Origin of the sequence: uncultured Shimia sp. (assembly GCF_913054185.1) — a bacterium.
Lineage (GTDB): Bacteria > Pseudomonadota > Alphaproteobacteria > Rhodobacterales > Rhodobacteraceae > Shimia.
The window spans coordinates 1-26,074 of the sequence record NZ_CAJXIV010000003.1; the positions used below are offsets into that span (position 1 = coordinate 1).

Genomic DNA, 26,074 nt, shown 5'->3' on the forward strand with positions numbered 1-26,074 from the left:
ACAATCCCCTGCCGCACAGCCACACCGCTGGCGTTCACAGGCGGGTTGTTGATGCAGATCAGCGCCACATCTTCCACAAATTCCACGGTGACTTTGTTCTCGCCCATCGTGAGCCTCCCTCGCATACACTTGTTGTCCTTAGTCTACGGCGGCTTCGGCCATGCGAACATCTGTTTCGCAGCCTTCCTGCAAAAAACGACGCGACGACACTTGCGCAAAATTTCCCGCTGAAAACTCGCCAAGCCGCGCTAGGCTACCTAACGCCCTGTGCGGCGACACAAAGACCAAAGGACCTGGCACCATGCCACACCCAAACGCCCGCATTCCGGATTTCTGGCCCACCGGCAAAGACTGGACCTTTGCGCGGCCTGATCAACCAATTGACGTGAGCATGGATGAGGCCGTGGCCAAATGGGGCGACCACATCGCCGTGACATACAACGGCGCTGACTACACCCATCGTGACATCGCCATCCGCGTGACCGCACTGGCAGGATATCTACAACACGTCGGCCTTTCGAAAGGTGACCGGGTGTTGCTCTACACCCAAAACTGCCCGCAATACATCATCAGCTTCTTTGCCATCTTGCGCGCAGGCGGCGCGGTGGTGCCTGTTAATCCGATGAACAAACAAGCGGAAATCGACTATCTCGTCGAAGACACCGGCGCCAAAATCGCCATCTGCGCACTGGAGCTGTCCGAGCACATTTTGCCAGCCCTCAAGCGCGGCAACCTCACGACCCTGATCGGTACCCGCATGACTGACATGGGCCAAGCGGGTTTCGACCTAATCCCTCCCAACTTGGCACAAGCCATGTCCGAACAAGATGCCGAAACTCTTGGCATCACAGGCTTCCAAGCCGCACTGGACGCGGGCCATGTGCCCGCGCCCCGCAACACCACCAGCGATGACCTCGCCGTCATTCCTTACAGCTCCGGCACAACCGGCCAGCCCAAAGGCTGCATGCACACGCACCGCACCTTTTTGGCCTCCCTCTATGCCAGCGCGCTTTGGAACCCGCCGCATGAAGACACCGTGCACCTCGCCGCGCTGCCATTTTTCCACGTCACCGGCATGGTCGGTGGTATGTGCGCGCCAATTCTGACCGGTGGGCGCAATGTGATCCTGCCGCGCTGGTCGTCAAAATTGGCGGCAGGACTGATCAAACGCTACAAAATCTCCCGCTGGCGCTCGATTGCCACCATGGCCATCGATCTGGTGAACGACCCTGACTTTGACAGCTACGACCTCTCCACGCTGGAGATGATTGGCGGCGGCGGCGCGGCCATGCCCGACGCCATTGCCAAACGGCTCAAGGACATGACAGGGCTGGATTACATCGAGGGCTACGGCCTGTCGGAAACAATGGCCGCCACCCACATCAACCCCATTGAGGCCCCCAAACGCCAATGCCTCGGTCAACCAATTTATGAGGTCGACAGCCGGGTTCTGGAAATTGGCGGCGACACGGAGCTGCCCCATGGTGAAGTGGGTGAGATAGTCATGCACGCCCCGCAAAACTTCACCGGCTACTGGCAACGGCCCGAAGCCACGTCGGAGGCTTTTGTCGAGATCGAGGGTGTGCCGTTTTTCCGCTCCGGCGACATCGGGTATCGCGACACCGATGGCTACTTCTTCATGGTCGACCGTGTGAAACGCATGGTCAATGCCGCAGGCTTCAAAGTCTGGCCAGCAGAGATCGAAATGCTGATGTTGCACCACCCAGATATTGCCGAATGCTGTGTGGTCGGCGCCAAAGATCCCCGGCGCGGCGAATGTGTGAAAGCCTTTGTGGTGCCTCAACCCGAGGCCCGCGACACACTCACCGAAGACGCCATCATCCAATGGTGCAAAACCCAAATGAGCGCCTACAAATGCCCCACAATCGTGGAATTCATCGACGCTTTGCCCAAATCCGGCGTTGGCAAGGTCTTGTGGAAAGAGCTCTCATGACGCATAGAAAATTCCACCATGCGGAAATAGACACAGCCCAATGAGAAAACGCACATCTGTCGCCAGCGACGCTACCCCTCCCGAAACGGACCGCCAATTTGTCACCGCCTTGTCGCGTGGACTTGAAGTGTTGCGTTGTTTCCGCCCAAGGGACCGCGCAGGCCTGTCCAACCGCGACATCGCAGACCGCACCGGCTTGCCCAACTCGACAATTTCGCGCCTGACCTACACGCTCTTGCAAACCGGCTACCTACTCTATGATGAGCAAACCGGCCGCTACCGCATTGGTGTGCCCGCGCTCAGCCTTGGTTTTGCCTGTCTGGGCTCCATGCCAATCCGCGATGCCGCCAAAGAACCCATGCAGCGGCTTGCTGATTACGCGGGAGACGGCGTGCAGGTCGCTCTTGGCGCGCGTGATGATCACACAGTGACCTACCTCGCCTGTGCCCGCGCTGAAAAAGGTATGATGTCGCTGCAACTTGGCGTTGGCTCCCGCATCTCTCTGGCCCGCTCTGCCATGGGCCGCGCCTATATCGCTGGCTGCAAGCCAGACGAACGTGCTGACATTTTGGAAGCGCTGGCTAACCACCACGGCCCGGAGCGCTGGCCTGCCATTTTGGATGGCATCAACGCTGCCGCGACGCAAATCGCCGAAAAAGGCTTCTACGTGAACTATGGCGACTGGCACGAAGGCGTACACTCCCTTGCCGTTCCCTTCCCAATGGCAAGTGACGCCGCGCCCGATATGACGCTGAACCTTGGCGGCCCCGCCTCCTCGCTGACCAAAGACCGTATGGAAAACGACCTAGGCCCACGCCTGTTGGAAATTGCGCAGTCGCTGCGTCTACACGCAACCCAAATCTAAAACCGCTTGACGCCTCCCTCATCCGACCCCACCGTGGCCGTCGCACTTTTGGGGAGGCATCATCATGGTCACGATCACCGACAAAGACATCGACACCTACCAACAGGACGGCGTTGTCCTGATCCGCGGCCTGTTTGCAGACCACGTCGAGACCCTGCGCAAAGGGGTTGAACGCAACATGTCGAAGCCAGGCCCTTACGCCTCCAACAACGAAAAAGCAGGCCAAACCGGCCGCTTCTTTGACGATTACTGCAACTGGCAGCGCATCCCGGAATTTCAGCAGGTCGTTGAAACCTCCGACGCCGCGGAAGTTGCCGCCGCTCTCATGCAATCCCAAACCGTGCAGATGTTCCACGATCATGTGCTGGTGAAAGAGCCCGGCACATCCATGGCCACGCCATGGCACACCGACGGGCCATACTATTTTGTCGAAGGTCAGCAAACGGTCAGCTTCTGGTCCCCGCTTGATCCGGTGAAAGACGCCACCCTGCGCATGGTCGCCGGCAGCCACAAATGGGAAAAACCAGTCCTGCCCACCCGCTGGGTCTCCGAGGAAAGCTTTTTCCCCAATGAAGACACTTACATGCCCATCCCCGATCCGGATGCTGAAGGCATGCGCGTTCTGGAATGGGAGATGGAACCGGGCGACGCCGTGGCCTTCAACTACCACATCCTGCACGGCGCCCGTGGCAACACCGCCATCACCCGCCGCCGCGCGTTCTCCCTGCGGCTGCTTGGCGACGATGCCCGCTATGTCGAACGCCCCGGCCCGACCTCGCCGCCCTTCCCTGGCCACGACATGATCGAAGGTCAGAAACTGCGTGAAGACTGGTTCCCAATGCTATGGCCCCGTGGCTCAAAACAATCCTAGGCAAAGACGCGCAAAGCTCTATTCTCGTCAAAGGTTTGTCAGGGTTTTTCTGAAACCCTGACACCAGACAGAATTAGGAACGCATTACGATGAAGCTTTTTGCCGCCGGCCTTTTGGCCTTCACCGCTAACACCTCAGCTCCGGCGCAAGCGCCAACCAACAGCGCGCCGCCGCCAGCCCCAACGCCAATTGACAGCGGCTATTGGGAATACGGCTCCTGGCGTGTGTTTGCGGAAACCATCGACACCGGCGAAGATCTCCGCCGCACCTGCACTGCTCTGACCGGCGGGGACGGTGAACCGTCCCTCAGCATCGAAATCAGCAACGGGGATGGCGGTCCGCCCGGCGTTTTCCCGGGCGTCGAAGTCAGAGAGAGCGCCATCCGCGGCTATCCAACCGTGATGCAAGACGGCCAAGCCGTCTATATCCGCTTTGACGACGAAGACAGCATGGACGCCGTGGTCGGCGCCTACTTTGACGAAGAGGGTTTTGCCAAAGCCTTTTTCCGCTTTGACCATCCCGACAGCCAATGGGTGCTGCGCGCCATGCGCAAAAACCACCAACTGGACGCGGTTGTCGGCGGGCACGTGTTTTCCAGCTTCTTCTTGGACGGTTTTACCGCAGCCTATGTGAAAGCCATGGATGAATGTGGCTTCTCCGGCGCAGGCGTGGTGGACTAACCCCAAACAAAAAAGCGGCCCCGCCAGTTCAGGCGAGGCCGTTTCAAAATCTCATAAGATCACCTTAGCCGTTGGCGAGTTGGTCTTTCACCATCGGGCCCACTTTGCCAAAATCCATTTGGCCAGTGTATTTTGCCTTGAGCGCCCCCATGACCTTGCCCATGTCGCGGATCGATTCCGCGCCAACTTCGGCCACCGCAGCTTTCACGGCCGCCACAACCTCATCGTCGCTCAACTGCTTGGGCAGAAACTCTTCGATGATGGTGATTTCGCTCAATTCCCGCTCTGCGAGGTCCAGCCGACCACCTTCTTCATAGGTGCGTGCACTCTCTTGGCGCTGCTTCACCATCTTGGCCAGAATCGACAGGATATCCGCATCGGACACACCGCCGCCCTCTTCGCCTTCCACGCGGGCCGCAATGTCGCGGTCCTTGATTGCGGCCATGATCAGGCGCAAAGTGGAGAGCCGGTCCGCCGCGCGGTCACGCATCGCTTGTTTCAGCGCGCTGTTGATGTCTTCTCTAAGTGCCATTCTTCTTGCCAATTGCTGTCAAACATAAGCATGAGACCTTATATAAACGCCCAGCGACTCGCAACCATCGCATTTTTTGAAGAAGCCCTTTAAAATAAGGGGTCACTGAGAATGCACATCTGCTTGACGCCCGTCGCCCGCCGACATATGGATCGGCCAATTTGCCAGCCGGAGACTCGCCCATGACCGCCTCGACCCCCGATCACCCGACCGCCTGCCTCGCTCTTGCTGATGGCACCCTGTTTTACGGACGTGGCTTTGGCGCCACCGGCGAAACAGTGGCGGAGCTCTGCTTTAACACAGCCATGACGGGCTATCAGGAGATCATGACCGACCCATCTTATGCCGGTCAGGTGGTGACCTTCACCTTCCCGCACATCGGCAACACCGGCGTGACACCGGAAGACGATGAAACCGCAGATCCGGTGGCCGCAGGCATGGTGGTGAAGTGGGATCCAACCACCCCGTCGAGCTGGCGCTCTGTGAACACCCTGTCTGACTGGCTGGCCTCCCGTGGCCGCATCGCCATTGGCGGTGTCGACACCCGTCGCCTGACCCGCGCGATCCGCCAGCAAGGCGCACCGCACGTCGCCCTGGCCCACAACCCGGATGGCAACTTTGACACCGAGGCTCTGGTCGCAAAGGCCCGCGCTTTCTCCGGCCTCGAAGGCCTTGATCTGGCCAAAGAAGTCACCTGCGCGCAAAGCTACCACTGGAACGAAATGCGCTGGGCCTGGCCGGATGGTTACCCAAAGCTGACCGAACCAAAACACAAAGTTGTGGCGGTGGACTTTGGCGCAAAACGCAACATCTTGCGCTGCTTGGCCTCTGTTGGCTGTGACGTGACCGTCCTGCCAGCCACCGCAACCGCCGAAGAAGTGCTCGCGCACAATCCGGATGGCGTGTTCCTCTCCAACGGCCCTGGCGACCCCGCGGCCACCGGTGAATATGCTGTGCCGATGATCCAAGACGTGCTGAAAGCCGACATTCCGGTGTTTGGCATCTGTCTTGGTCACCAAATGCTGGCGCTGGCGCTGGGTGGCAAGACCATCAAAATGAACCACGGCCACCACGGTGCCAACCACCCGGTGAAAGACCATGACACCGGCAAGGTGGAAATCACCTCGATGAACCACGGCTTTGCAGTGGACGGCCAATCCCTGCCCGAGGGTGTGGTGGAATCCCACGTGTCTCTGTTTGACGGCTCAAACTGCGGCATCCGCATGGCTGACCGTCCGGTGTTCTCCGTGCAGCACCACCCAGAAGCCTCCCCAGGTCCACAGGACAGCTTCTACCTGTTTGAAAATTTCGCCGCCGCCATGGCCGCGCGCGCCTGACCCACAGGTCTGGAAATCCAGACGTATGGCGAAAATCCCGCCATACGTTAACTTTGCATTAACCATACACGCGCACCGTAAACCCTCGGTTTAGCTGGCAGGTGGGCGGTATGAGCACCACAAGACTGCGCGAACTACCCAAACGAACTCCCTCCCAAGACACGGCGCGCTTGCCATTGGCCCGCGCCTTGATCGAGTACGGGTTGGTGACCCCTTGGCAATTGTTCTTTGCCTTGCGCTGTCAATCCTCATGGAATGCCACCCTCACGGAAATCCTCGCGGCTCAAGGCTGGGTGACGGAGTCCGATCTCAACACTTTCAAAGCGCACAGCAACGACCTCAGACAGGTGGATTTGGCGCGGACCCCGCCCTCCAAAGACACCGCCGCACTGCTGACACCAGAGTTTTGCCTCAAGCACTGCGTGCTGCCATGGGCCAAGCTTGGCACAACCGTAATTTTTGTAACAGGTCGCGCGGACCATCTGGATGATCTGCGCGCCGCAATGCCCAATAACCTGAAAGACGCCCTGTTTGCCCTCGCAGACGAGCGCCAACTTCAGGACCACATCACCCTCCACCACCGCCGCTTTCTGACCAACGCCGCAGAAACCTCGGTGGCGGACAAAGACAGTTGCCGCGGCTTCACCAAAGGAGCCGCATTGCAAAAATGCCTCCTGGTCAGCTTGGCGATCTTGCTACTCTTCACCGTCAGCCCAATTCCGAATTTGGGCCTGCACCTGCTGACATGGTGGACCGTTGTCACCCTCATTGCAGCCACAAGCCTCCGGATCGCTGCGCTTTTCATCCACCTTTGGCCCACCAGCCGCGCCCCTCCGGTGCCGCCTCTGCGCTGGAGCCCCGCGGCCCCCTTCACGCTGCCGGCGCACCTCACCCGCAACGGCCGACGCGCGCGTCTGCCGCGCATCTCTATGATGGTGCCACTGTTTCACGAAACCGAAATTGCCTCCGTCTTGATCCGACGTCTAACCCGCTTGTCCTACCCCCGTGCCTTGCTTGATGTGGTCCTCGTGCTGGAAGAAAAAGACCAGCTTACCCGAGCCACCATCGCCCGCACGCGCTTGCCGCGATGGATGCGTGTGGTTGAAGTACCCGCGGGATCGGGCCTGACCACCAAACCCCGCGCCCTCAATTACGCCCTGCCGTTTTGCCGGGGTGAGATCATTGGCATCTGGGACGCAGAAGACGCCCCCGCGCCCGATCAGCTTGAACACGTCGCTTATCATTTTGCCCACGCCGCGCCAGATGTGGCCTGCCTGCAAGGCGTCCTAGATTACTACAATCCCTACACCAACTGGCTCTCGCGCTGCTTTGCCATCGAATATGCCGCGTGGTTTCGACTGGTATTGCCCACCCTCACCCGTCTTGGCTTCCCGGTGCCGCTTGGTGGCACCACGTTGTTCCTACGCCGAGATGTGATCGAAGAGGTTGGCGGTTGGGACAGTCACAATGTGACCGAAGATGCTGATTTGGGCATGCGCTTGGCCCGGCGTGGCTACCGGACCGAGCTGATCAACACCATCACACAAGAAGAGGCCAACTGCCGCCCTATCGCATGGGTCCGGCAACGCTCTCGCTGGCTCAAAGGGTATATGGCCACCTACCTTGTGCACATGCGCAGCCCCCGCAAATTGCTGCATGAGCTTGGCCCTCGGCAGTTTCTTGGCTTTCAAATGCTGTTTCTCTGCACCATCAGCCAGTTTCTCTTGGCCCCGTTCCTTTGGCTTCTTTGGGGGGCGGCTTTTGGCCTGCCTCACCCGATGATCAACATACTCGGCCCCAACGCCATGCTGGTTCTGGCCACAACCCTTTTGCTGTCCGGCACCACCAACGGCGCCCTCTGGATCGCCGCCGCTCACATCAGCAACCGCCCCCGCCTCTATCCGTGGGTGTTATCGATGTGGCTATATTTTCCACTGGCCACACTTGCGGCCTACAAAGGAGTGGTCGAAATGCTTGTCGCCCCGTTTTATTGGGACAAAACCAGCCACGGCAAAACCGTCGAGGCCATCGACCACGACCTCTCAGCACCATCCAAACCCAAACAGGCAGACAGCTAGATTATTCTGAATTTTCCTGTTTCAACCGCGTCACAAACGCCGTCGAAATATGCGCCCGCAACGCCGCATCCGCCGCATCGCCATCCCGCGCAGTGATCGCATCGACAATTGCCTGATGCTCCACCAACGTGTCTTCGCCACGCCCTTCCACAGCAATCGACGTGGTTGCCATCAAGGCCATGGAGCGGTGCACCAAATCCAGCTGCTGCACCAAATAGCGGTTGTGGCTCGCCAAATGGATCTGCTTGTGAAAACGCCGGTTGGAGCGCGCCAAAGCTGAGGAGTCATCCACCCGAGCTTTGTCCGCCTCGACCATGTCCTGCAACACCCGCACCTCTTCGTTGGTTGCATGATGTGCCGCCAGTCGCGCCGCCAGCCCTTCCAGCTCACCGCGGACCACATAAAGCTCCGCCATCTGGTTGTGATCCAGTGAGTTCACAATCAAACTGCGCCCGTCTCGCGCCAGCAAAGACTGGGTTTCCAACCGCTGCAACGCCTCTCGGATGGGGGTGCGCGACATGCCAAACCGCTCAGCCAAATCGCTTTCCACCAACCGGTCACCGGGTTTGTACACCCCCACATCAATCGCTTCGAGAATCAGCGTATAGGCGTCTTTGTTCGGGCGGGTCGTCTGCGACATCTGGCGCGGTCCTTTTGTGTCTTGCAGGTCAGACTACGCGCTGAGCAAATTGATGCAACCCCAACGGCACATTGGAGAATCTGTTTCCCCGTTGCGCCAGACCACTGCCCCGCGTATCACACCCTCATGCCAAAGCAGTCTTTCTCACATGTCACCACCTGGGTGTTTGATCTCGACAACACCCTGTACCCTCCCGAGGCCCGTCTGTTTGATCAGATCGAGGTGCGGATGACCAACTATGTGATGGAGGCCCTTGGCGTTGATCGCCCCAAAGCCAACCAGCTGCGGCAAGACTACTGGGCGCGCTACGGCACCACGCTCACCGGCTTGATGCGCGAACATGATGTCGATCCCGCACCCTACCTGATTGATGTGCACGATATCTCACTCGACCACATGCAGGCCGACCACCTGCTGGCACAATACATCAAAGAGCTGCCGGGCCGCCGCATTGTCTACACCAATGGCACCGCGCCTTATGCCGAACGCGTGCTGGCCTCTCGCGGCTTGGACAACTTGTTTGACGCGATCTACGGCGTCGAGCACGCCAATTTCCTGCCCAAACCGGAACGCGCCGCCTTTGAAACCATTTTCGCGAAAGACGGTGTGAACACCCAAACCGCCGCCATGTTCGAAGACGATCCGCGCAACCTGCAAGCCCCCCACGACATGGGCATGCGCACTGTGCACGTCGCGCCAGATCCTCTGGACCACGATCACATCCACTTCCACACCGACGATCTCACCGCCTTTCTGTCAAAACTACGCTAAAAGTCGGGTCGGGCATGTGGTCGCAGTGCGACAAGGTGCCAGTTTAAACATGCAGCCCAGATGAATATCTAACGCATGCGGCAGGAGAGCCTTTCTGACAGGTCTGAAAGATCGGGGGAGCGCGGCAGTGTCGTGCCCCACAGTGCTATCTTTTAGCGTTATCCTCCCTGTTCCCCGCCCCTCCCCGGCGCGGGCCCTGTAAAGGACTGCCATTATGAGCCTCGCCTCTGCCTCTGACATTTCCGCGCCAAAAACCAAAACCAAACTGGACCCGGCCACCTGGGTTTGGGCCGGCATCGCCCTGCTTGTCGCACTCTGGGGCACCTCCATTGCCATGTTTGGCGTACCTGGTCTTTATATCCCGGCTGTGGCCATGGTGCCGGTTGTGTATCTCGCCCTGATCCTGATTTCACGCGGGTGACATTTCATCCCCTTGGAACTGGTTTGAGCCAGGCGTAAGGTGCCGCGCAGGAGGCCTTTGCCATGACTGAGACAACCCAAGTGGACATCCTGATTTCCGGTGGCGGCATCGCCGGTCTGACTGCCGCCGCCGCTTTTGGCGCTGCTGGATTTTCCGTGCAGTGCGTCGACCCGGCCCCGCCCGTGACCGAGCGGGACGCCGCTGGCGCCGACATGCGCACCACCGCCTTCCTGCAACCGGCCCGCACCCTGCTCGAAGAGGCCGGCCTGTGGCAACGCCTCGACACCCACGCCGCCCCACTGCAAATCATGCGCATTGTCGATGCCGGTGGCGAAGTGGCCGAACCCCGCATTGTCAAAGATTTCGACGCCTCCGACATCTCCGAACAACCGTTTGGATGGAACCTGCCAAACTGGCTGCTGCGCCGCGAAATGATCGCCCGTTTGGAAGAGTTGCCCAATGTCGATCTGCGCATGGGCTGTGGTACCACCACGCTGTTCACCCGCACACATGAAGCCCGCGTTGGCCTGTCCGATGGCAGTCAAACCCGCGCGCGTCTGGTGATTGCCGCTGATGGCCGCAACTCACCTATGAGGGAGGCCGCTGGCATCGGCACCAAAACCACGCGTTACGGGCAAAAAGCCCTGGCGCTGGCGGTGTCCCATCCCATCCCGCACGCCAATGTCTCCACCGAAATCCACCGCTCCGGCGGCCCATTCACATTGGTTCCGCTGCCGGACCACAATGGCATGCCCTCTTCTGCGCTGGTCTGGATGGAACGTGGCCCGCGGGCCCAAGAACTCTTCGCCATGGAGAAGGCCGAATTTGAGGCGGAAATGACAGAGCGCAGCTGCGCTCTCTTTGGCCCGCTCACTCTGGCGTCCAACCGCACCATCTGGCCAATCATCTCGCAATCCGCCGACCGGCTTTACAGCCAACACCTCGCACTGGTGGCCGAAGCCGCCCATGTGGTGCCACCCATAGGTGCACAGGGTCTCAACATGAGCTTGGGCGACATGCGGGTCCTGCTGGAACTGGCCAAGGCCGACCCATCTGATCTGGGCAGCGACCGCATGCTGGAACGCTACCACCGCAAACGCTTCACCGAGGTCAAACTGCGCGTGAAAGGCATCGACCTGCTCAACCGCGCCTCCATGGCCGAAGCCCAACCGCTGCGCAACGCCCGCGCCCTTGGCCTCAATGCGCTCTATTCTCTTGGGCCGGTTCGCAAGACCCTCATGCAAATGGGGCTGGGCGTGCGCTAACCGATGCGCGCCCTCCGCACGTTTATCAGCAATCATTGGCAGCTTCTGACCCTGACGCTGCTGATCACGCTCTTGTGGAACACAGATGTGCTTTTGCCGCTGCGCATCCTCACGGTGTTCCTACATGAGCTCTCTCATGCAGTCGCCGCAATAGTCACCGGTGGCGAAGTCCTCGGCCTGTCCGTAAGCCCTAACGAAGGCGGTTTGGTCACCGCGCGCGGCGGGAACCCGTTCTGGATCACCTCCGCCGGATACCTCGGCTCGCTCCTGATCGGCGCTGCGCTTTTCATCCTTGCACTGCGCACCCACTGGGACCGGACCATCATCGCTATGTTCGGCTTAATCACCCTGTTGGTGGCGGCTTTCTATGTGCGCGATCTCTTTGCCCTTGGCTTCACTCTTGCCACCGGCGCCGCCATGCTATTGGCCAGCCTCTATCTCAGCCTCGAAATCAACGATATGATCCTGCGCACCATCGGGATCAGCAGCATGATCTACGCGCCCCTCGACATCTTTGACGACACCATCCGTCGGGCCCACCTGCGCTCTGACGCGCGTATTCTGGCCGAACACGTTGGCGGCTCGACACTGTTCTGGGGCGGGCTCTGGCTGGTGATCAGTATGGGAGTGATCGTCCTAACCCTCCGCTACGGACTGCCTCAAAACAGCAACATCAACCGGCGTCGCAGATAGGGGCACTCCCCCCAAGCCGTCAATTTTGCAAAACAAACACCAAAATCAAACGGAGGCAGCGCCAAAAACGCCACCTCCGCAAAACAGTCGTAATACAGACGCTATACCGACGTGCTAAATCACCGTATCAAGCACATTTCGTAAACGATTTATTGTCGCGTCTACGTCGTACAACTTGTCCAATCCAAACAGCCCAAGCCGGAAGGTCATGAAGCCTTCAGGCTCATCACAGGCCAGCGGCACACCCGCGGCAATTTGCATGCCCACCGCGGCAAACTTGCTGCCGTTCTGAACGCCTGGATCACTGGTGTAGCTCACCACCACACCCGGCGCGCCAAAGCCATCCGCCGCAACCGATTGAATGCCTTTGTCTTTCAGCAGGTTACGCACGCCATCACCCAACGCCCACTGCGCCATCCGCAGCTTGTCAAAGCCGTACTCTTTGGTCTCCAGCATCGTATCGCGGAACGCCCGCAGCGCATCTGTTGGCATAGTCGCATGGTAGGCATGGCCGCCATTTTCATAAGCCACCATGATGTCACGCCACTTTTTCAGATCGAGCGCAAAGCTGTCAGATTGGGTATTTTCCAACCGTGCCAAAGCTTTATCCGACATCATCACCAATCCAGCGGACGGTGAGGCACTCCAGCCTTTTTGCGGCGCGGAGCACAACACATCCACACCCAGCGCCTTCATGTCGATCCAGACACAACCAGACGCGATGCAGTCCAGAACCATCAAGGCCCCAACCTCATGCGCGGCTTCTGCCATGGCCTTGATATAGTCGTCCGGCAAGATCACACCGGCGCTGGTTTCCACATGCGGCGCAAAGACAACCTGTGGTTTTTGCTTATGAATTTCAGCAACCACATCCGCAATCGGCGCCGGTGCAAACGGCGCTGTGGTCCCGTTTCCGGTTTGCCGAGCCTTCATCACCGTGCTCTCGGCTGCAAAGCCACCAGCTTCAAAAATCTGGCTCCAACGGTAAGAGAACCACCCGTTGCGCACCACCAGCGTTTTCTGCCCCGCCGCGAACTGCCGCGCCACAGCTTCCATGCCGAAAGTCCCGCCACCCGGCACTAAAGCCACCGCGTCTGCGTTATAAACCTCCTTCAAGAGGCCCGAAATATCACGCATAACCTGCTGAAAAGTCTTGGACATATGGTTCAACGACCGATCCGTGAAAACCACGGAAAACTCGCTCAACCCACCGGGATCGATGTCATGTGCCATCGGGAAACTCCTTATCATGTTACCTATGGTGTAGACCAAAATGGCGCGCCAACCAATCACTCAAAGCCTTCAAGACCCTTCGTCATGTCCATCAAGCGCTTACAAGGGTCCCGGCCGTCTCTCTTCGCTCAACAACACATTGGCTTCAACGTTGCCAACACCGGGCAACGTCATCACCCGACGCCGTAAAACCCGTTCAAAATCAGATATATCGCGGGCAGTGACGCGCAATCGGTAATCATACAGTCCCAGCACATGCTCCACCGTTTGCACCTCTGGAATGGCCGAAACAGCCCGCTCAAAATCGTCCAAGCTCACCCGCCCTTTGGTGGCCAGCTTCACCCCCAGAAACACCGTTACGCCAAACCCCAGCTTTTCATAATCCAGATCCAGCTTCCGCCCTGCAATCGCCCCACTGTCCTGCAACCGCTTGATCCGCCGCCACGTCGCCGGCTGCGACAACCCAAATCGCCGCCCCAACGCGCCTGCATTCTGGGTCGCATCTTCTGCTAACGCTTTGAGAAGGCTTCGGTCTATCTCATCCAGTTCAATCATATCGGCAGACTTTCATCCGACTTTATCCGCGCCACATGCATCAAGGATTCAATATCTGCGATATGCGGCAGGGTCAGAATGCGACTGCGGTACACTTCCTGATAATGCCCCATGTCTTTTGCAATCACCGATAAACGCACATCGACACGACCCAAAAAGGTTTGAATTTCCGTGACTTCCGGAATGTCTCGTGCAGCTTCGATAAATTCATCAAACGCCCGCGCCTGTGTCTTGTCCAACGTCACCCGCAACGACACCTCCACCGCATATCCCAAAGCTTGCCAGTCAATCACGGCCCTCTGCCCGCGCAGGACACCAGTTTCTTTAAGCTTCTCAACCCGTCGTGTTAGACGAGAAGTCGTCAACGACAGACGGTCCGCCAAGTCGGGAACAGATTGAGTGGGGTCCGTCTGCATATAGCGCAGAATACGGCGATCAAGATCGTCAAGCATGAATCTTCCAGAAATCTAGGCGTTGAAGAATGAATAGACACAAATTTTGTGAAACATCCAGCCAAACGTGGTCGCCCACACTCCATTTATCCGTATTCTACCTCCAGAAACCAGTTAAGGGAGCGCCCATCATGCGCGTTTATTACGATCGCGATTGCGACATCAACCTGATCAAAGACAAAAAAGTAGCCATCCTGGGCTACGGTTCGCAAGGCCACGCGCACGCGCTGAACCTGCGTGACTCAGGTGCCAAGAATCTCGTCGTTGCACTGCGCGAAGGTTCTGCATCGGCCAAGAAAGCTGAAGGCGAAGGCCTGAAAGTTATGGGCATCGCCGAAGCGGCTGCCTGGTGTGACGTTATCATGTTCACAATGCCCGATGAACTGCAGGCTGAAACCTACAAGAAATACGTCCACGACAACATCAAGCCGGGCTCCGCAATTGCGTTCGCCCACGGCCTGAACGTTCACTTTGGCCTGATTGAGCCCAAAGAAGGCGTTGACGTAATCATGATGGCGCCAAAAGGCCCAGGTCACACCGTACGCGGCGAATACACCAAAGGCGGCGGCGTGCCTTGCCTGGTTGCTGTGGACAACGATGCGACCGGCAAAGCGCTGGAAATCGGCCTGTCCTACTGTTCCGCAATTGGTGGCGGTCGCTCTGGCATTATTGAGACCAACTTCCGTGAAGAGTGTGAAACCGACCTGTTCGGCGAGCAAGCTGTTCTGTGTGGTGGCCTGGTAGAACTGATCCGCTGTGGTTTTGAAACTCTGGTTGAAGCTGGTTACGCACCAGAAATGGCCTACTTCGAATGTCTGCATGAAGTGAAGCTGATCGTTGACCTGATCTATGAAGGCGGCATCGCCAACATGGACTACTCGATCTCGAACACTGCTGAGTACGGTCAGTACGTCACCGGCCCACGAATTCTGAACTACGACGAAACCAAAGCCCGCATGAAAGACGTTCTGTCTGACATCCAGTCTGGCAAATTCGTTCGTGACTTCATGCTGGAAAACGCTGTTGGTCAGCCAACCATCAAAGCATCGCGTCGTGCCAACGACGAGCACCAGATCGAAGAAACCGGCGCCAAGCTGCGTGGCATGATGCCATGGATCTCAGCTGGCAAGATGGTCGACAAAGAAAAGAACTAAGCCCCGCTTAGACTTAGGAAAAGGGGAGCGATTGCTCCCCTTTTTTGTTTTTTTAACTTAAGGCCGCGACCGGCGTTATCCACGCGCCCATGAACAAGGCAAGCAATTGAGCCTGCCAGCCGCATGCATCTATTTGACCTTTCCCCGATGGAAATGCATGGTCCAGCTTCAGGTGGAAGGAACCCCCATGACCGACGGCACTCACCCCCAAATGCGTTTATTCACACCTGAATGGTTGCGCGCTTTGCTTCGCGGCGAGCGGACAACCGGTGAAACCTTTTGGGTTGGCAATTACGGTACCGCCTTATTTCATCAACCGCTTATGGCGCTCTTGTTGGTATTGCCGATTAATGCCGTCATTCCCGGTGCACTCACATCTTTGCTTGTTGTATACCAATTTACTCTCACGATTGCTGTCTGGCGCTCCACCCCCGGAGTACCCACTCCCATTGGTTGGAAAATTGCGGGCGTTCTTTTGACCCTAGGACATACCGCACTTTTTGCGGTACTCACGCGCGCCCTCTTCACGAGCGGCACATGACGTCTACGCCAGAGATTACACTCAAGAGCTGGATTATGGTCGCGCTGCTTGGCCTAATTTGGGGCGGCACTTTCATGGTGCAAAAACTCGCGCTTAGCCACATGCCGCCTTTCTGGGTTGCGGCAGGGCGCATTGGATTCGCTGCCATCATCACCGTCGTGATCTGGCAACTGCGTGGTGGCCGCATCTTCATCACCGATACACAAGATTGGCCCCGGCTCGCCTTTGTTTCGGTGTTCAGCGCCGCCGTTCCCTTCATGTTTTTGGCCTGGGCGCAGCAATACGTGACCTCTGCCTTCACCGGTGTATCAATGGCGGCCGTGGCATTGATCGTCTTGCCACTTGCGCATTTCTTCGTCCCTGGGGAGCGTATGTCATTCCGGCGTACGTTCGGGTTTATGATCGGTTTTGCAGGTGTCTTGGTTCTGATTGGCCCAACGGCCTTTGCCACGACCGGCAGCCCGTTGGAAACGTTTGGACAAATCGCCTGCCTGGCAGCCGCGAGTTGTTACGGCGTCTCCTCCATCATCCTCCGTAAATTGCCTCCGCTCGATCCAGTTGGTCTCTCAGCAGCAACGTTGATTTTTGGCAGCTTGGTCGTGATCCCCATCGCCTTTGTGCAACACGGACCACCACCAATGCCGCCTATGGAAGGCCTGGCTTTGGTCGCACTTCTGGGCCTGGTGCCCACCGCCGGGGCCAGTCTGTTACGCATCGTGGTGATCCGCACTGCTGGGCCTGTGTTCATGAGCCTGACCAACTATCAAGTGCCGCTCTGGTCCGTCGTATTTGGTGTGACCTTGATGGGCGAGCCGCTGCCCGGATCGATGATCTGGGCAACGCTTCTAATTTTGTCAGGTGTTGCGTTGAGCCAACTCGGTGCTTTGCGACGACTGTTTGGATCAAAAAACGTGTAATGGATCAGGCCACGGCTGCCTGAACTGCATCGACAACACTGTCAACGGTGCACTCCAATAGCTGCGCATCCTCACACTCAGCCATGACTCGCACAAGTGGCTCTGTGCCGGATTTGCGGATCAGCAGACGACCTTGACCGACCAAAGCGGCTTCGGCATCCGCAATGGCAGCCTTAACAGACGCGGCATCCAGCGGTGTCTGTCCAGCACCATAGCGTACGTTCTTCAACATCTGCGGCACGGTTTCAAACACCTGCGCCAATTCCGATGCCTTTTTCCCGCTTTCCACCATTGCCGCGAGGAATTGTAGGCCGGCCATCAGACCGTCGCCAGTGGTGGCGTAGTCCGTCATCACGATGTGCCCGGATTGCTCGCCACCCAAATTATAACCACCTTTGCGCATTGCTTCGACCACGTATCGGTCGCCCACAGCCGTGCGCTCCAGGCGCAGGCCTTTGCAGTCCAAAAACCGCTCAAGCCCAAGGTTGGACATCACAGTTGCCACCAGTGCGCCACCTTTGAGACGCCCCTGTTCAGCCCATTGGCTGGCCAGAAGCCCCATGATTTGATCACCATCGGCGACTTTGCCTTTTTCATCGATGATCATCACCCGGTCCGCATCGCCATCAAGACAGATCCCAACGTCCGCGCCATGCGCCACAACGGCTTCCTGTGCGGTACGCGGGCTGGTGGACCCACAATTCTCGTTTATGTTGTAACCGTTTGGCGTGACACCAACGGTGATCACTTCCGCCCCTAGCTCCCACAGTGCTTCCGGCGCGGCGCGATAAGCCGCGCCGTTGGCGCAGTCGATCACCACTTTCACGCCGCGCAGCGGCAAGTCGCGTGGCAGTGAGCTTTTCACCCGCTCAATGTAGCGAAAACGCCCGTCGTCTATTCGTTGTGCGCGGCCAATGTTGGGAGCCTGAGCTGGCTCCACACCAGCTTCAATCAACTTCTCAAGCTCAAGCTCGACTTCATCAGACAGCTTAAACCCGTCAGGTCCAAAAAATTTGATGCCATTGTCATCCGCTGGGTTGTGACTCGCGGAAATCATAACACCCAAATCGGCCCGCATGGATGTCGTGAGCAACCCCACAGCCGGCGTTGGCACAGGGCCAAGCAAAAACACGTTCATCCCGGTGGAGGTTAAACCCGCGGTCAGAGCGTTCTCAAACATATAGCCAGACAATCGCGTGTCTTTGCCAATCACCACCCGGTGCTGATTGGTGCCATCGTTGCGGAAATATCGCCCGACCGCCGCGCCAATGCGCAATGCCATCTCTGCTGTCATCGGATAGATGTTGGCGGTTCCGCGAACCCCATCGGTCCCGAAAAACTTACGCGTCATTGTAGTCTCCTGTCGTCACTGCCTGCCACAGTTTCAAAGCCTGACGGGTCTCCGCCACGTCATGTACACGCACAATTTGCGCCCCTTGCGCGACTGCTTCAAGCGCAACCGCCACAGATCCCGGCATACGATCTTGCGCAAGCGAAGCCTTGCCGATTGTACCGATGAATTTCTTTCGTGATACCCCGATAAGGACTGGGCAGCCCAAGCCGTGAAACAAGCTCACACGTGCCAATAACGCAAGGTTATGCGCAAGAGTTTTTCCAAATCCAACACCCGGATCAATAACAATTTTTTCCCGTGCAATCCCCAAGTTGGCAAGCCGCTCAACTTGTGTTTCAAGAAAGTCATAAACGTCGAGCAACACATCGTCGTATGTCGGATTTTCCTGCATTGTTGCCGGATCACCTTGTGCATGCATGACACAAACAGGCCGGCCCGCATCAACGGCCACTTGCGCTAAATCAGGATCATAGGTGAAGCCGGACACATCATTGATCAGAGATGCCCCTGCCGCAACGGCGGCGCTTGCTACCTCCGCTTTTCGGGTGTCGATGCTGATTGGGACGCAAAAATTATCGGCAATCGCATGAATGACTGGGCTCGTGCGCGCGATTTCATCACTTACGGGGACCAACGTCGCGCCAGGCCTTGTGCTTTCGCCCCCCACGTCAATCAAATCGGCGCCCGCCTCAACCATGCTGCGAGCCTGCTCAAGCGACGCATCAGCCTCTTCAAACCGCCCACCATCCGAGAAGCTATCAGGCGTAACATTCAGTATCCCCATGAGATGAGGCACCGACATGTCTAGGTCACAAATCGAGGAACGCGGCGTACAAAGGCGTGCCAACACATCTGACGGCACTGCTCTTGCTGGCAACACCTGGGCGTGTTGACCACGCATGAGTGTCTCTACTTCGGTAAACCAGCACCATCCGCCCGCAAGTGTCTTGGCATCCGCTGGGCGGGCAAGATCTGTCTGAACAATCGGGCGATAATAGGTTTTCATATCCGCTGCTTGCAAAAACCAAGGTCAAAAAACAAGTGTCAAAGCACTTTCTGAGTGCAGCTAATTTGGTGTGCAGCGGTCTCAGCCGCAAACTCATCATCCGAAATTTCACCAATTACCCAAAAATCAGCTGCTTGCATCTCGGCCGCGAACCAAGCGGCAAGCCTTAAGGCATCACTTGGCGGAGCGCTTGGCCCATCCACCGCATCCAGCACGATTTTGGAGGGAGCCCACACACATATTTGGCCATTTTTCATGGCCCAATCAAGTTCTGTCCGTGTAGCGACAACCACACACCGTTTGTCGCGGGTCGCCAACATCCAAGCATTTTGCTCAATGGACAACAGATCTATCCGCCGCTGTGTCAGATCCAAACCGGTCTGCAGTATCGCTGCTTCGGGCGCACCCACACACAAAATCAACGGGTGTTCAGCAGCTTTCAATTGGCCAATCCAACCATTCAGGTTTTCGGAGCTCCGTGCTTCATTGGTCAAAAACACAACTCGAGGCGTTGGTGGCCTTTCCTCAGTCAATGTCTCGACCGGTGCCAAATGCGCTTTTCGTGAGCGCACAATTTCTACACCAAGAGCACCCGGGCCTCGGTCCAGCTTTTCAATTCGCACAAAAACCCGCTGTGCTTGGGGCTCCAAAAGCACGCGATCAGCCACTCGTGCGGCAAGTGTTTCCAATAAGTTTAAACGTTCCGCCGCCAACTCGTAAGCAATGGCATCTGTGACTTTGTCATAGGATAGGATGCGATCCACGTCATCGTCAGCAACAGCGGCACTTGTCGGCAGCACTTCGACAACAACGTTGAAACACACACGTTGTGTTGCGCCCCGCTCCGCCTGAAAGGCGCCAATCTCGACCTCAACGATGTGGTCCCGCAACGAAATCCGATCCAAGGGGTCCGCCCCAGATGTCGCCTCCGCACGTTCCGAGGGATGGGCAAATGCCAGGCGAATTTCGTTGCTCATGTGTTTGGTCCACGCAGTTTAGCTACATCCAACGAGGGATGCGCAGCAATTAGCAGGACAAATCGGCTCGGACCATAGGGGAAAACGGCACAATACACCGTTGAACCGCCTAGCTTCTCGTAAAACGTTAGTTTTTAGAAAGACGGGTCGGCATACGGTAGAAATGGTGTACGCCAATTGTTGTGGTTCGCGGGAAGGTGCGCGCCCAACGGGGATTGACAGCCTTGGTGTGGTAATGGGTTGCCCCATCCGTCAACTGCTTTGGGGCGCCGTCGAGCAACAAATGTGCAACCTTGCCCACACGCTCATAAGCATCCCGCTCGTGGACCTTGTTGGTGATGCCATCGCAGTTGTAGGTAAACTGACACTGATATTTGCGACCGCTGGCGGTGCCTTGGTTGATCACGCCACAAACACTGGCTGGAAAAGACGTGTGCGTTGAGCGATTCATAATGACTTCTGCCACCGCGAACTGCCCTTTTACGCTTTCACCACGTGCTTCAAAATAAAGCGCCTCCGACAGGCATTGCCATTCCGCGCTGCGGTGTTCGTCACCCACCTTTGGCAGGCTATCAATAAACGCGCGGCTGTAGCTAATCTCGGTAGGCTTAGCTTTCTTTGAGCTAAAGATATCGCGCAACGACTTGCCATCAAACAGCACCAGCTGGCGCGGCTTTGTTTTGTTTTTGACATTAGAAGGCGTAGCTTCGGCGGCACCCATTCCGGCCGTCAAAGCAAATGCAATAACACAAACAATCAATCGACGCATCGGAACCTCTTAGCGGGCAAGTCGCCCCTGGCAGCTGTTAACGAGCCGTCTCTTAAAGGAAAAAATGCAAATGGTCCAATTACGCACGATGCCGCACCAAGGGCACGGCACAGATTCATCGTAAACTTCGCAGTTTTTCTCTTATTTTATTGCAGCTTATCTGAAATTGCCAACTGTGCTGCTGCCAGTCGGGCAACAGGTACACGAAACGGCGAACAGGACACATAGTCCAACCCAATCTCTCGACAGAAGGCAATCGATTCGGGGCTCCCGCCATGTTCCCCGCAAACCGACAAGGTTAGGTTCGGTTGCGCGCGGCGGCCTCGCTCAGCTCCCAATCGCAGCAATTCGCCAACGCCTTCCTGATCCAGCGTGTGAAAAGGATCCTCCGGGAAAACGCCCTGCTGCACGTAGGGGCTCATAAATCGCCCGGCATCATCGCGCGACAGCCCATAAGTCATCTGTGTCAAATCGTTGGTACCAAAACTGAAAAACTCACAATGCGGGGCAATGTCCTCGGCCCGCAACGCCGCCCGCGGGGTTTCCACCATGACGCCAAGGCGATACTCAAACTCCCGCCCCCGTTCTGTCTTCACAGCGGCCGCAATTGCATCAATCCGCGTCTTGACCAATTCGACCTCACGTTTGGCCGACACCAATGGGATCATAATTTCTGGAACAACCGGGTCATTGTCGCCGCAGGAATCGAGCGTGGCTTCAAAAATAGCTCGCGCCTGCATGTCGAGAATCTCCGGAACAGTTATCGCAAGACGAACGCCGCGCATGCCAAGCATCGGGTTGTATTCCATCAGCGCTTCAACGCGCCGAGTGACATCCGATAACGGCAAATTCAACGCCTCAGCCAAGTCACGCAGGCCGGATCGATCTGTCGGGAGAAATTCGTGCAAAGGCGGATCAAATAGACGAATGCACAGCGGACGCCCCGCCATGAGTTTGAACAATTCAACAAACATGTCGCGCTGCATCGGCAACAAAGCTTGTAACGCCACACTGCGATCTTCGGGCCCATTGGCAAAAATGACTTCGCGCATCGCAATCAGCTGATCGGCCTCAAAGAACATATGCTCGGTGCGGCACAGGCCGATGCCTTCTGCCTGAAAGGCGAGAGCCGTTCTTGCGTCTGCGGGCGTGTCCGCATTGGCACGCACCCCAATGTCACGGCTTTCGTCCGCCCAATCCATCAAGGTTTGGAAGGAATCGTCCAACTCCGCCTCGAGCATCCGAGGTTCTCCACCCAAAATTTGCCCGTTCGTACCGTCCACGGTGATCACATCACCTTCTTTGAAGATACGTCCATCAGCCGCCACGATCCGCTTCTTGCGGGTTTGGAACCTCATAGAGGTCGCGCCAACGACACACGGCAAACCAAGCCCACGACCAATCACCGCCGCATGGCTTGTCATGCCTCCGCGCTCGGTTAGAGCCGCACTTGCGGCATGCATTCCGCGAATGTCCTCAGGGTTGGTTTCCCGACGCACCAACACACATGCCTCGCCGCGCGCCGCGCTCGCTTGCGCCTCGGCGGCAGTGAATACAATTTTGCCGGTCGCAGCCCCAGGGCTCGCGCCGATCCCAGTGCCAACCACGTCGCGCTCCGCGTCGGGGTCAACTTGCCGATGCAGCAGCTCATTGAGCGCACGGGGTTCAATCCGCATCACCGCTTCTTCACGGGGGATGATATTATCTTCGGCCAATGACACCGCTATCCGCACCGCAGCCCGAGCGCTCCGTTGCACGCGTACGCCATCCAAAATGCAGATTTCGCCATTTTCCAAGGTAAATTCACACTGCATCTCTTCGCGCAACTTGCGTCGCATCAACGCCGCATGTTCGGTCAACTGCGCAAACGCCGTCGGCGCTTTTTCTTCCAACGAAGGCCCACGGTCGTCTTTTTGCAAAAACAGAGCAGCAGCCCCTGTCTGCAAAGCATCGCGCCCCTGCGACTGGCTCAGGTAACGTCCGGTGAACTGTGGAAGCCCTGTGTCGCTATTTACCAACTGCAAAACACCACTGCCGCTTTCGCCACGACCAACACCTAGCGCCATTGCCTGAATGACCAGGCCCAACCCAGCATCCGCCGGGGCACCTTTGGCCTGGCGCAACAGCCGTGCAGTAGTGCCTTCCCAGGCTCGCGCCATAGATCGCAATACGCCAGCCAACTGGGTGTCCAAATCCTGTGGAAAGGCCTCTTCGGCTTCATCTTCATAAGCCGCCAAAAAATCGGCGACCGCGTCCGGCGCGCCACTGTTCAGATCATCAAAGATATCCGGATCAAGCCTTGCCACATGGGTCGAGTAAGACTGAATGAACTTCAAATAGAGCTTCGTTGCAGCTTCTGCTCCGATGCTGTCGCTCAATTCTGAGAGGCGCTTGTCGTTCATCCCAATATTGAGAATGGCTCCTGGGCCACCCCAGTCGGGATCTTCCGAGCTTGGGCGCACGCAGAGCAGTTGGCGCTTCGAAAACGCCGCGAGCACATTAGTCATATCCGGAACATCGCCCGCAGCGAGCCCATGCACCGCATCAAAGGACAGCGCAACAGTCTTTGGCACCGGCAAATCCAATCGCACAAGTCGCTGCAAGCACTTGGCCCGTCCACCATGTGTGGCGGCGCTCAGGGGCGCATCAGGGGTGATCAGGGTGATATGCGGATCGCTTTGCTGCACTGCGGCACCTTTTTGTTGTGCAACGCAGCATAGTCGGCCGTCGCGGCGAAACAAGCCTTTGCTGTTCCGCCGCGACAATTTTGAGGTTGTTAGCCTTCGACGCGGGTGAGATCTGCGGCTTGCAAACAAATCACGCGGATGCGCGACAGCAGGTTCAGGCGATTGCGGCGCACAATGTCATTGTCGCTGTTCACTTGCACGGCTTCAAAGAACGCATCAATTGGCGCACGTAGCGTGGCCATAGTTCCCATCGCCGAGGCGAAGTCTTCTGCTTTAAGGGCCGACGCAATTGCCTCTTCCGCAGTATTCAGCGCCGCAAACAATGCCTTTTCGCTGTCGTCCTCGGCAAATTTCACATCCGCGCCATAGGAGTACTCCACGCCATCTTTTTCTTCGGCTTGGCTCAAAATATTGTTGGCCCGCTTGAAACCTTGCAGCAGGTTCTCACCATCTTCGGTGCCAACAAAGTCCTGCAATGCTTTGGCTCGTGCGACCAGCAGCGCAAGATCATCGTTGCCCGGCATGGCAATACATGCGTCGATCACATCGTGTCGAATGCCTTGATCTTTAAGGTAAACTTTCAAACGATCATGGAAGAACGACAGCAGATCCGCAGATGTATCCGGCAGGGTCTCCCGCAGTGCTTCAATGTGCTTTGGTAGATCACCGTCAATGGCTGCTTTTACAGTGTGCACAACGGCACCCAGCACACCATGCTCCGCGATCTCCTGCTCCAAATCTTTGGCCAGAACCGCCGCCAGTTTGTCGTCTTGTGTTTCATGCGCCTTGTGACGCAACAGCTGACGATCAAAATGCGCATCCAGCGAAAGGCGCAAGTTGTTTTCCAGCACCAATCGGATCACACCCAACGCGGCGCGACGCAGCGCAAACGGATCCTTGGAGCCGGTTGGCTTTTCATCAATCGCCCAGAAACCGGTCAGCGTATCAAGCTTGTCCGCTATGGCAACCGCCACTGACACCGGCGCAGTTGGCACATCATCGGATGGTCCAAGCGGCGAATAATGCTCTTCCGCTGCTGCTGCCACTGCTGCGGAATGACCTGCAGCTTCTCCGTAGTAACGCCCCATCAGGCCTTGCAGTTCCGGAAACTCGTAGACCATCTCGGAGCTGAGATCCGCCTTGGCCCAACGTGCAGCTTTATCCGCTTCGCCAAAGGAGGCTCCGGTCACAGGTGCCACTTCGCTGGCCAGGGCCGCGATGCGCGCGATGCGATCACCTTGGCTGCCCAGCTTGTTGTGAAAGGTCACGTTGTTCAAGCTGTCGAGCCATGCCTCCGCCCCGGAAGAGGCCACGCGAATGTCGTTCTCCCAGAAGAACTTTGCGTCCGACAGGCGCGCAAACAGCACCTTCTGGTTTCCGGCCAGAATGGTCTCGCCGTTGTCTTTGGTTTCGCGGTTGGCCACGGTCACAAACTTCTCAATGCGACCGGTTTTGGGGTTCCTCACCGAGAAAAATTTCTGATGCTCTTTCATCGAGGTCTGCAGAACCTCAGGTGGCAGGCCAAGGAAATCCTCAGCAATGTCGCCCATCAGCACAACCGGCCATTCAACCAGCCCAGCCACTTCCGCAAGCAATCCCTGATCTTCGACAAGCTCCAAACTTTGCGCAAACGCCATGTTGGTCGCGTCATTCCAGATGGTCTCAGCGCGTTCTTCGGCATTCAGGATCACATGATCTCGTTTGAGTTTGACCTCATAGTCCTCAAACCCATGTACGGTGAAACGACCGCTGCCCATAAACCGGTGACCTTCTGTGGTATCACCCGCTTTGATGCCATCAATATCAAGTGGCACAATCGCGTGCCCATCTTCCGCGCTCAGAACACACAGGATGGAGTGCAATGGACGGACCCAACGCAGGCTCCCTGTGCCCCAGCGCATCGACTTAGGCCATGGAAAGTTGCGAATGGCGTCTTCCAATACTTCCGAGACGATGTCCGCCGCCGGGCGACCGGACTTGGTGATGCTCGCAAAGTAAACCGCCCCTTTTGGCGTGTCGCGCTCTTCCAAATCATCGCGGGATACACCAGCGCCCCGCAAGAAACCTTCGATGGCTTTATCAGGCGCGCCAACCTTTGGCCCCTTACGCTCCTCCTTCACCGTTGGGCTCTCCGCCAACAGGCCTTCGATCGCCAACGTCAAACGGCGCGGCGTGGAAAGGGCTCGCGCATGGGCATAGGTCAGACCGGCGTCAACCAAACCATCCGTGACCTTTTTCTTGAGATCAGCAGCAGCCCGCGCCTGCATACGCGCGGGAATTTCTTCGGAGAAAAGTTCGATCAACAGATCAGGCATGACGGGT

The 26,074-nt window shown here is 57.4% G+C and carries 24 protein-coding genes; 13 read left to right on the forward strand and 11 right to left on the reverse strand.

The genetic code is table 11. From position 1 onward, the window contains the following. Positions 1-301 precede the first annotated feature (301 nt). The 4 genes from QZ517_RS01060 to QZ517_RS01075 all read left to right on the forward strand — a co-directional run bounded on the left by QZ517_RS01060 (position 302) and on the right by QZ517_RS01075 (position 4,370). Positions 302-1,954, forward strand: coding sequence for a long-chain-fatty-acid--CoA ligase (locus tag QZ517_RS01060; protein WP_294220677.1), 1,653 nt, complete (start codon positions 302-304; stop codon positions 1,952-1,954). A 40-nt stretch (positions 1,955-1,994) separates the two neighbouring features. Continuing rightward, a complete protein-coding gene (locus QZ517_RS01065; protein ID WP_294220682.1) occupies positions 1,995-2,819 on the forward strand; it encodes an IclR family transcriptional regulator in 825 nt (274 codons plus the stop codon). Positions 2,820-2,883: 64 nt separating this feature from the next. After that, positions 2,884-3,690, forward strand: coding sequence for a phytanoyl-CoA dioxygenase family protein (locus QZ517_RS01070; protein ID WP_294220685.1), 807 nt, complete (start codon positions 2,884-2,886; stop codon positions 3,688-3,690). Positions 3,691-3,779: 89 nt separating this feature from the next. After that, positions 3,780-4,370, forward strand: a complete 591-nt coding sequence (locus tag QZ517_RS01075; RefSeq protein WP_294220687.1) for a hypothetical protein — start codon at positions 3,780-3,782, stop codon at positions 4,368-4,370. 64 nt (positions 4,371-4,434) lie between these two features. Here the strand turns inward: QZ517_RS01075 and QZ517_RS01080 are convergent, their stop codons facing one another. Further along, positions 4,435-4,902 (reverse strand): GatB/YqeY domain-containing protein, encoded by a 468-nt coding sequence (locus QZ517_RS01080; protein ID WP_294220689.1) that lies wholly within the window; start codon positions 4,900-4,902, stop codon positions 4,435-4,437. A gap of 182 nt (positions 4,903-5,084) precedes the next feature. On the opposite strand from QZ517_RS01080, the gene carA reads away from it, so the two are divergent. Both carA and QZ517_RS01090 read left to right on the forward strand, forming a co-directional pair. Continuing rightward, positions 5,085-6,239, forward strand: coding sequence for a glutamine-hydrolyzing carbamoyl-phosphate synthase small subunit (gene carA, locus QZ517_RS01085; RefSeq protein WP_294220692.1), 1,155 nt, complete (start codon positions 5,085-5,087; stop codon positions 6,237-6,239). Between the two features lie 110 nt (positions 6,240-6,349). Further along, positions 6,350-8,317 carry a glycosyltransferase family 2 protein gene (locus QZ517_RS01090; RefSeq protein ID WP_294220695.1) on the forward strand — a complete coding sequence of 656 codons (1,968 nt, stop codon included), beginning with the start codon at positions 6,350-6,352 and terminating at the stop codon, positions 8,315-8,317. A 1-nt stretch (position 8,318) separates the two neighbouring features. On the opposite strand, the gene QZ517_RS01095 is transcribed toward QZ517_RS01090, so the two are convergent. Next, complete coding sequence (locus tag QZ517_RS01095) at positions 8,319-8,957, reverse strand: GntR family transcriptional regulator (RefSeq protein ID WP_294220697.1); 639 nt, start codon at positions 8,955-8,957, stop codon at positions 8,319-8,321. Between the two features lie 126 nt (positions 8,958-9,083). Between QZ517_RS01095 and QZ517_RS01100 the strand changes: the two genes are divergently transcribed. The 4 genes from QZ517_RS01100 (at position 9,084) to QZ517_RS01115 (ending at position 12,107) form a co-directional block, all read left to right on the forward strand. After that, a complete protein-coding gene (locus tag QZ517_RS01100) occupies positions 9,084-9,728 on the forward strand; it encodes a pyrimidine 5'-nucleotidase (RefSeq protein ID WP_294220700.1) in 645 nt (214 codons plus the stop codon). A gap of 214 nt (positions 9,729-9,942) precedes the next feature. Further along, the gene (locus QZ517_RS01105; protein WP_294220703.1) at positions 9,943-10,149 is read left to right on the forward strand and encodes a hypothetical protein; all 207 of its coding nucleotides are present in this window, start codon (positions 9,943-9,945) and stop codon (positions 10,147-10,149) included. A gap of 62 nt (positions 10,150-10,211) precedes the next feature. Then, a complete protein-coding gene (locus QZ517_RS01110; protein WP_294220706.1) occupies positions 10,212-11,414 on the forward strand; it encodes a UbiH/UbiF family hydroxylase in 1,203 nt (400 codons plus the stop codon). A gap of 3 nt (positions 11,415-11,417) precedes the next feature. After that, positions 11,418-12,107 carry a M50 family metallopeptidase gene (locus tag QZ517_RS01115; RefSeq protein WP_294220709.1) on the forward strand — a complete coding sequence of 230 codons (690 nt, stop codon included), beginning with the start codon at positions 11,418-11,420 and terminating at the stop codon, positions 12,105-12,107. A gap of 114 nt (positions 12,108-12,221) precedes the next feature. On the opposite strand, the gene QZ517_RS01120 is transcribed toward QZ517_RS01115, so the two are convergent. The 3 genes from QZ517_RS01120 to QZ517_RS01130 all read right to left on the reverse strand — a co-directional run bounded on the left by QZ517_RS01120 (position 12,222) and on the right by QZ517_RS01130 (position 14,347). Further along, positions 12,222-13,340: an aminotransferase class V-fold PLP-dependent enzyme gene (locus QZ517_RS01120; protein ID WP_294220712.1), complete on the reverse strand. Its 1,119-nt coding sequence runs from the start codon at positions 13,338-13,340 to the stop codon at positions 12,222-12,224. 99 nt (positions 13,341-13,439) lie between these two features. Beyond that, positions 13,440-13,895 (reverse strand): Lrp/AsnC family transcriptional regulator, encoded by a 456-nt coding sequence (locus QZ517_RS01125; protein ID WP_294220715.1) that lies wholly within the window; start codon positions 13,893-13,895, stop codon positions 13,440-13,442. Continuing rightward, the gene (locus QZ517_RS01130; RefSeq protein ID WP_294220718.1) at positions 13,892-14,347 is read right to left on the reverse strand and encodes an Lrp/AsnC family transcriptional regulator; all 456 of its coding nucleotides are present in this window, start codon (positions 14,345-14,347) and stop codon (positions 13,892-13,894) included. Before QZ517_RS01130 ends, QZ517_RS01125 begins: the two co-directional genes overlap by 4 nt. A gap of 131 nt (positions 14,348-14,478) precedes the next feature. Between QZ517_RS01130 and ilvC the strand changes: the two genes are divergently transcribed. The 3 genes from ilvC to QZ517_RS01145 all read left to right on the forward strand — a co-directional run bounded on the left by ilvC (position 14,479) and on the right by QZ517_RS01145 (position 16,959). Then, entirely contained in the window at positions 14,479-15,501 is a 1,023-nt protein-coding gene (gene ilvC, locus QZ517_RS01135; protein WP_157022927.1) for a ketol-acid reductoisomerase, read from the forward strand. 187 nt (positions 15,502-15,688) lie between these two features. After that, entirely contained in the window at positions 15,689-16,042 is a 354-nt protein-coding gene (locus QZ517_RS01140; protein WP_294220733.1) for a hypothetical protein, read from the forward strand. Then, on the forward strand, positions 16,039-16,959 hold the full coding sequence (locus QZ517_RS01145; RefSeq protein WP_294220735.1) for a DMT family transporter: 921 nt from the start codon (positions 16,039-16,041) through the stop codon (positions 16,957-16,959). Before QZ517_RS01140 ends, QZ517_RS01145 begins: the two co-directional genes overlap by 4 nt. Before the next feature lie 4 nt (positions 16,960-16,963). Here the strand turns inward: QZ517_RS01145 and glmM are convergent, their stop codons facing one another. The 6 genes from glmM to glyS form a co-directional block, all read right to left on the reverse strand. After that, positions 16,964-18,310, reverse strand: coding sequence for a phosphoglucosamine mutase (glmM, locus tag QZ517_RS01150; RefSeq protein WP_294220737.1), 1,347 nt, complete (start codon positions 18,308-18,310; stop codon positions 16,964-16,966). Further along, positions 18,300-19,319, reverse strand: a complete 1,020-nt coding sequence (gene folP, locus QZ517_RS01155; RefSeq protein WP_294220741.1) for a dihydropteroate synthase — start codon at positions 19,317-19,319, stop codon at positions 18,300-18,302. The genes glmM and folP overlap by 11 nt, the downstream gene beginning before the upstream one ends. A gap of 38 nt (positions 19,320-19,357) precedes the next feature. Beyond that, complete coding sequence (locus tag QZ517_RS01160) at positions 19,358-20,296, reverse strand: dihydroneopterin aldolase (RefSeq protein ID WP_294220744.1); 939 nt, start codon at positions 20,294-20,296, stop codon at positions 19,358-19,360. A gap of 127 nt (positions 20,297-20,423) precedes the next feature. Next, positions 20,424-21,065 carry a cell wall hydrolase gene (locus QZ517_RS01165; RefSeq protein WP_294220749.1) on the reverse strand — a complete coding sequence of 214 codons (642 nt, stop codon included), beginning with the start codon at positions 21,063-21,065 and terminating at the stop codon, positions 20,424-20,426. A 146-nt stretch (positions 21,066-21,211) separates the two neighbouring features. Beyond that, positions 21,212-23,752, reverse strand: a complete 2,541-nt coding sequence (locus QZ517_RS01170) for a putative PEP-binding protein (protein WP_294220752.1) — start codon at positions 23,750-23,752, stop codon at positions 21,212-21,214. A gap of 89 nt (positions 23,753-23,841) precedes the next feature. Further along, positions 23,842-26,067, reverse strand: coding sequence for a glycine--tRNA ligase subunit beta (glyS, locus tag QZ517_RS01175; protein WP_294220756.1), 2,226 nt, complete (start codon positions 26,065-26,067; stop codon positions 23,842-23,844). Positions 26,068-26,074: the final 7 nt, after the last annotated feature.